This window comes from Thiomonas sp., from assembly GCF_054608695.1.
Genome location: NZ_JBTRXV010000141.1, coordinates 1 through 5,969, shown reverse-complemented (window position 1 = coordinate 5,969; position 5,969 = coordinate 1). Strand labels below are relative to the sequence as shown.

Sequence of the window (5,969 nt, the reverse complement as noted above, 5' to 3'; positions counted from 1 at the left end):
ACGGCCTTGGCAGAATATGGCAGCATTCAGCATTGTAGGATTACTGATGGTTGCCGACGGTCTCTATGGATTTACGATGGTTTTCCCTCACGCACTTTAGGAGATGGCCCATGCAAAATAAAGACTTTTATCCTGACCCAACGGAACCATTAGCCTCTGATGACTTTGCAAGCTTTCTTCAAACAGAAGGTGTCAGGGAGTTGGCGCCATTATCCCGTGCACCCATTCAAGGTGCGGTGAAAATCGCGTTTTGGGGGTTGCGGCTCTACATTGTCGCCATGTTGATACTGGTGACGATTGGTTTTACCCGCGGGGTGCATTGATTATGGTGCGGAGTTAATTAAGGAGGTGCCCCAACTTGGGCAGCAAACAGAAACATTGTTTTCGGATATTCAGTCACGAGAAATTGTCTGCTGCTGAGTATACCCGCTGATTAGTGGTAGTGCCCTAGCGGGCATTCGCAAAAGGTACCAACATGAACAAAATAAAATTTTTTCCTATTACCGCCTTGCTGGCAACGCTTATCATGAGCATCCAAACCGTACGTGCAGATGATGCTGCCATCCAAAATCCCTGCACCGGACTATCCGCATTGCTCGCCCTGCTAGATCGGCCCACGGTGTCTGACAGTGCCTGCGTGGTGCAATATGGCCAGGCCGTACTGGAAGCGGGTTACCAACATGCCAACCTTACGGGAACCGGGGGCGGCACTGCCGATAATTTCCCCGAGGCGGAATTGCGCTTCGGCCTGCCGGGCCACAACGAACTCGTCCTGCTGCCGCCCAACGACAATCTCCAGCAGGTCCCAGGCAGCCCACATCTCCAGGGTTTCTCGGCCACCACGGTCGGCATCAAGCACGAATTGGGCTATACCAAACACTGGCTGGGGGCCGTGGAAAGCTTGTTTACTCTGCCCTCCGGGAGCCCGGCGTTTGGCAGCCGGGGGACAGGGGTAGCCTTTAACGGTATCGTTGCCTATGCTCCCAGCAACGACACCGGGATATCCTTGCAATTGGGCGTCACATCTCAGACCAATCCCGCACTCGCAGGAGGTGGTCGCTTCACCAGCGTTAATCCGGACATCACCATTACCTGGTTGCCTTTGTGGAATCTGCAGTTCTATGGCGAGGTCTACGGACAAAACCGCACGGGGCCGGGCCTGGGGTCCGGTTTTGATGCGGACGGCGGTGTGCAGTACCTGCTTACCCCTTACTGTGAGGTAGACCTCGAAGAAGGTGTGCGCTTGAGCGGAAACCTAGGTGGATTTACCCATTACTTCGGGGCAGGGATGGGTTTCCTGTTCTGATCCGTTAGGGTCCTTTGATGGATCAAAACATAATTGCGGAATTATGGTCCTTGATGGGGTCGTCTCAGAAAACGGAAAATAAAGCACGCTAAGCCGGTTGCAACGGTCGTAACGGCCTGAACTTGCCTGCACCGATCTTGGCGCTGCTTCGCCACAGATAATCGCCGGTCAGGTTGATGTGCTCCCAGCCCAGAGGCGACAGGTACTGCAACAGCGCGTCATCGACAGCATGGCCGTTGCCGCGCAGCGCATTTGCAGCCCGTTCCAGATAAACCGTGTTCCACAACACAACGGCTGCCGTCACCAGGTTGAGGCCGCTGGCCCGGTAGCGTTGCTGCTCGAAACTGCGGTCGCGGATTTCGCCCAGGCGGTTGAAGAACACGGCCCGGGCCAGCGCGTTGCGTGCTTCACCCTTGTTCAATCCGGCATGGACGCGGCGGCGCAATTCCACATTTTGCAGCCAGTCCAGAATGAACAGCGTGCGCTCGATGCGCCCCAACTCGCGCAAGGCCACGGCCAGGCCGTTCTGGCGCGGATAGCTGCCGAGCTTGCGCAGCATCAGCGAGGCCGTCACCGTGCCCTGCTTAATCGAGGTGGCCAGCCGCAGGATTTCATCCCAATGGGCGCGGACGTGCTTGATGTTGAGCGTGCCGCCGATCATTGGCTTGAGCGCGTCATAGGCGGCTTCGCCCTTCGGAATGTAGAGCTTCGTATCGCCCAGGTCGCGGATGCGCGGCGCGAAACGGAAACCGAGCAGGTGCATCAGGGCAAAGACGTGATCGGTGAAGCCCGCCGTGTCGGTGTAGTGTTCCTCGACGCGCAGATCGGACTCGTGGTACAGCAGGCCGTCGAGCACGTAGGTCGAATCGCGCACGCCGACATTGACCACTTTGGTGTGGAACGGCGCGTACTGGTCGGAGATATGGGTGTAGAAAGTCCGCCCTGGACTGCTGCCGTACTTCGGGTTGATGTGGCCCGTGCTTTCGGCCTTGCTCCCGGTGCGGAAATTCTGGTCGTCCGACGATGACGCGGTGCCGTCGCCCCAGTGCCCGGCGAACGGGTGCCGGAATTGCGCATTCACCAGCTCGGCCAGCGCCGTCGAGTAGGTTTCGTCGCGGACATGCCAGGCTTGCAGCCAGGCAAGCTTGGCATAGGTCGTGCCGGGGCAGGATTCGGCCATCTTGGTCAGGCCCAGGTTGATTGCGTCAGCCAAGATGGTGGTCAGCAGCAGGTTCTTGTCTTTGGCCAAGTCACCCGATTTCAAGTGCGTGAAGTGCCGGGTGAAGCCCGTCCACTCATCGACTTCCAGCAGTAGTTCGGTGATCTTGATGTGCGGCAGGATCATCGCCGTCTGGTCGATCAGCGCCTGCGCGGTGGCGGGCACCGCCGCATCGAGCGGCGTGATCTTCAAGCCGGATTCGGTGATGATGGCATCGGGCAGATTGTTGGCCGCCGCCATGCGATTGACGGTGGCAAGCTGCGCCTCCAGCAGTTCCAGGCGCTCGCTCAGGTACTGGTCGCAATCGGTGGCCACGGCCAACGGCAATTCGCTGGCCTGCTTGAGGCTGGTGAATTTCGCGGGCGGCACGAGGTAGTCCTCGAAGTCTTTGAACTGGCGCGAACCCTGCACCCAGATGTCGCCCGAACGCAGCGAGTTCTTCAACTCGGACAGCACGCACAGCTCGTAGTAGCGCCGGTCGATGCCGGCGTCGGTCATCACCAGTTTTTTCCAGCGCGGTTTGATGAAGCCGGTCGGCGCGTTGGAGGGCACCTTGCGGGCGTTGTCGGTGTTCATGCCGCGAAGCACGTCGATGGCGTCGAGCACACCCTTGGCGGCGGGCGCGGCCCGCAGCTTGAGCACGGCAAGGAATTCCGGCGCGTAGCGGCGGAGCGTGGCGTAGCTCTCGCCGATGCGGTGCAAGAAATCGAAGTCCTCGGGTTGTGCGAGCTTCTGCGCCTCGGTGACGCTTTCGGCGAAGGCATCCCAGGACATGACGGACTCAATGGCGGCAAACGGATCGCGGCCCGATTGCTTGGCGTCGATCAGCGCCTGGCCGATGCGCCCGTACAGGCGCACCTTGGCATTGATCGCCTTGCCCGATGCCTGGAACTGCTGCTGATGCTTGTTCTTGGCGACGTTGAACAGCTTGCCAAGGATGCGGTCGTGCAGGTCGATGATTTCATCGGTGACGGTGGCCATGCCCTCGATGGCCAGGGACACGAGTGTGGCGTAACGCCGTTGCGGCTCGAACTTGGCCAGGTCGGCTGGCGTCATCTGACCGCCCTCGCGGGCGATTTTGAGCAGCCGGTTCTGGTGCACCGAGCGCTCGATGCCGACAGGCATATCAAGTGCCTGCCAGGTTTTGAGGCGTTCGATGTGTTCGAGCATGTGGCGGGAGTTCGGCTTGGCCGGTGATTGCCGCAGCCAGGCCAGCCAGGTCGTCTTGCCGTTGTCACGTCGCTTGAGCAGGTCATCAAGGCGACGCCGGTGTCCATCCGGCAAAGGCTCGGACAAGGCTTCGTAGATGCGCCGGTTGGCGCGAGTGATCGCCTCGGCGCTGGCGCGCTCGATGGCATTGAGCGCGGGCAGAATGATGGACTGTCGCCGCAGATGTTCGATCAAGGCATCGGCCAGCACGACGCCCTTGTCGGTCTGCATGGCCAGATCGGTCAGCGTATGCACAGCCTGCCGGTAGTGGCTCATCGTGAAGGGCTGGAAGCCGAACACGGTTTGCAGCTCGACCAGGTGCTCGCGCCGAGTCTGCTCCCGCTGCCCGTACTCGTCCCAGCTTTCGATGCCGACCTTGAGCTGGCTGGCGACCAGCTTCAGTAAGGGCAGGAACGGCGGCTGATCGACGCCAAGAACGATGCCGGGGAAGCGCAGGTAACAAAGCTGAACCGCAAAGCCCAAACGGTTTGCAGGCCCGCGCCGCTGTCGGATGATCGAGAGGTCGGTATCGCTGAATGTGTAATGTCGGATCACAGGTTGTCCTTGGAGTCCGGCAACGCCAGCAGGCTTTCCCGCTCGGCGGCGGACAGGATTGAACGACGTGGCATATTTACTGATCCGTTCTCAAGTATTGATACAGGGTCTCCCGGCTAATACCAAACTCGCGGGCCAGCTTCGCCTTCTGCTCGCCAGCATCGGCTCGCTGACGCAGCTCAGCCACGCGCTCAGGTGATAAGGCTTTCTTGCGCCCCCGGTAGGCTCCGCGCTGCTTGGCCAGTGCGATGCCTTCACGCTGCCGTTCACGGATCAGGGCACGCTCGAACTCGGCAAACGCGCCCATCACCGACAACATCAGGTTTGCCATCGGCGAGTCCTCGCCGGTGAAGGTCAGGCTTTCCTTGACGAACTCGATGCGCACCCCGCGTTTGGTCAGCTTTTGAACGAGGCGGCGCAAGTCGTCGAGGTTGCGCGCCAGGCGATCCATGCTGTGCACGACCACGGTGTCGCCCTCGCGCACAAAGGACAGCAGCGCATCGAGTTCCGGGCGCTGAGTGTCTTTGCCTGACGCTTTGTCGGTGAACACCTTGCCGACTTCGACATTTTCAAGTTGCCGCTCCGGGTTTTGGTCGAAGCTACTGACCCGGACATAGCCGATGCGTTGACCCTGCAAGATGCCTCCCTGGACGAGAATGTCAGGAAGAAATCTATGACCTTTCGCGGCATGTGTCAATAAATAATAAACCAGACTCTATTCTGACGTTACGAGGCGGGCTATCCTGACATCAGGTTAGGGTATAACCTATCTGGACACACCCGGGACACCGGGTAGGCGTTCATCGAATACCTCCTTTTCCTCACCCAGCGCAGCAGGAAAGCTGCTTCACGTCCTTGTTGAAGGTCTGCGCCGCGAGCTTCAGCCCCTCAACCATCGTCAGGTACGGGAACAACTGGTCAGCCAGTTCCTGGACGGTCATGCGGTTGCGGATCGCCAGGGCCGCCACCTGGATGACTTCGCCGCCCTCCGGGGCCACGACCTGCGCACCCAGCAACCGGCCAGAACCCTTCTCGGCTATCAGCTTGATGAAGCCACGGGTGTCGAAATTGGCGAGCGCCCGCGGCACGTTGTCGAGCGTCAGCGTGCGGCTGTCGGTTTCGATGCCGTCGTGGTGCGCTTCCGCTTCGCTGTAACCCACAGTCGCCACTTGCGGATCGGTGAACACCACGGCTGGCATCGCCGTCAAGTTCAGGGCCGCACTACCGCCCATCATGTTGATGGCCGCACGGGTGCCGGCCGCTGCCGCCACGTAGACGAATTGCGGCTGGTCGGTGCAGTCGCCAGCGGCGTAAATGTTCGGGCTATTCGTGCGCATACCCTGGTCGATGACGATGGCCCCTTGCGCATTGACGGCCACGCCCGCAGCTTCCAGCGCCAGGCTGCGTGTGTTCGGTGCGCGACCAGTGGCGATCAGCAACTTGTCAGCGCGCAGTTCTCCGTTCCCGGTGGCAAGCACGAATTCGCCGTCCGCATAAGCGACATGGCTGGCTTGCGTGTGTTCCAGTACCTCGATGCCATCGGCGCGGAACGCCGCCGTGATGGCTTCGCCGATGGCCGAGTCTTCCCGGAAAAACAGCGTGCCGCGTGCCAGAATCGTCACCTGGCTGCCGAGCCGGGCGAAGGCTTGCGCCAGTTCCAGCGCGACCACCGACGAACCG

4 protein-coding genes and 1 pseudogene are annotated in these 5,969 nt (G+C 60.3%); 2 read left to right on the top strand and 3 right to left on the bottom strand.

Annotated features, from left to right (window positions below; all coding sequences use genetic code 11):
* Nucleotides 1-110 precede the first annotated feature (110 nt).
* Both ACYCUK_RS22770 and ACYCUK_RS22765 read left to right on the top strand, forming a co-directional pair.
* Complete coding sequence (locus ACYCUK_RS22770; protein ID WP_461596891.1) at nucleotides 111-323, top strand: hypothetical protein; 213 nt, start codon at nucleotides 111-113, stop codon at nucleotides 321-323.
* Between the two features lie 152 nt (nucleotides 324-475).
* Nucleotides 476-1,306, top strand: a complete 831-nt coding sequence (locus tag ACYCUK_RS22765; protein ID WP_461596890.1) for a hypothetical protein — start codon at nucleotides 476-478, stop codon at nucleotides 1,304-1,306.
* Nucleotides 1,307-1,394: 88 nt separating this feature from the next.
* On the opposite strand, the pseudogene ACYCUK_RS22760 reads toward ACYCUK_RS22765, so the two are convergent.
* The 3 genes and pseudogenes from ACYCUK_RS22760 to ACYCUK_RS22750 form a co-directional block, all read right to left on the bottom strand.
* A pseudogene (locus ACYCUK_RS22760) lies at nucleotides 1,395-4,363 on the bottom strand (Tn3 family transposase).
* Nucleotides 4,364-4,365: 2 nt separating this feature from the next.
* Nucleotides 4,366-4,926: a recombinase family protein gene (locus ACYCUK_RS22755; RefSeq protein ID WP_215867186.1), complete on the bottom strand. Its 561-nt coding sequence runs from the start codon at nucleotides 4,924-4,926 to the stop codon at nucleotides 4,366-4,368.
* Between the two features lie 184 nt (nucleotides 4,927-5,110).
* Nucleotides 5,111-5,969 (bottom strand): FAD-dependent oxidoreductase (locus ACYCUK_RS22750; RefSeq protein ID WP_461596889.1); only part of this gene is annotated, 859 nt, incomplete at its 5' end.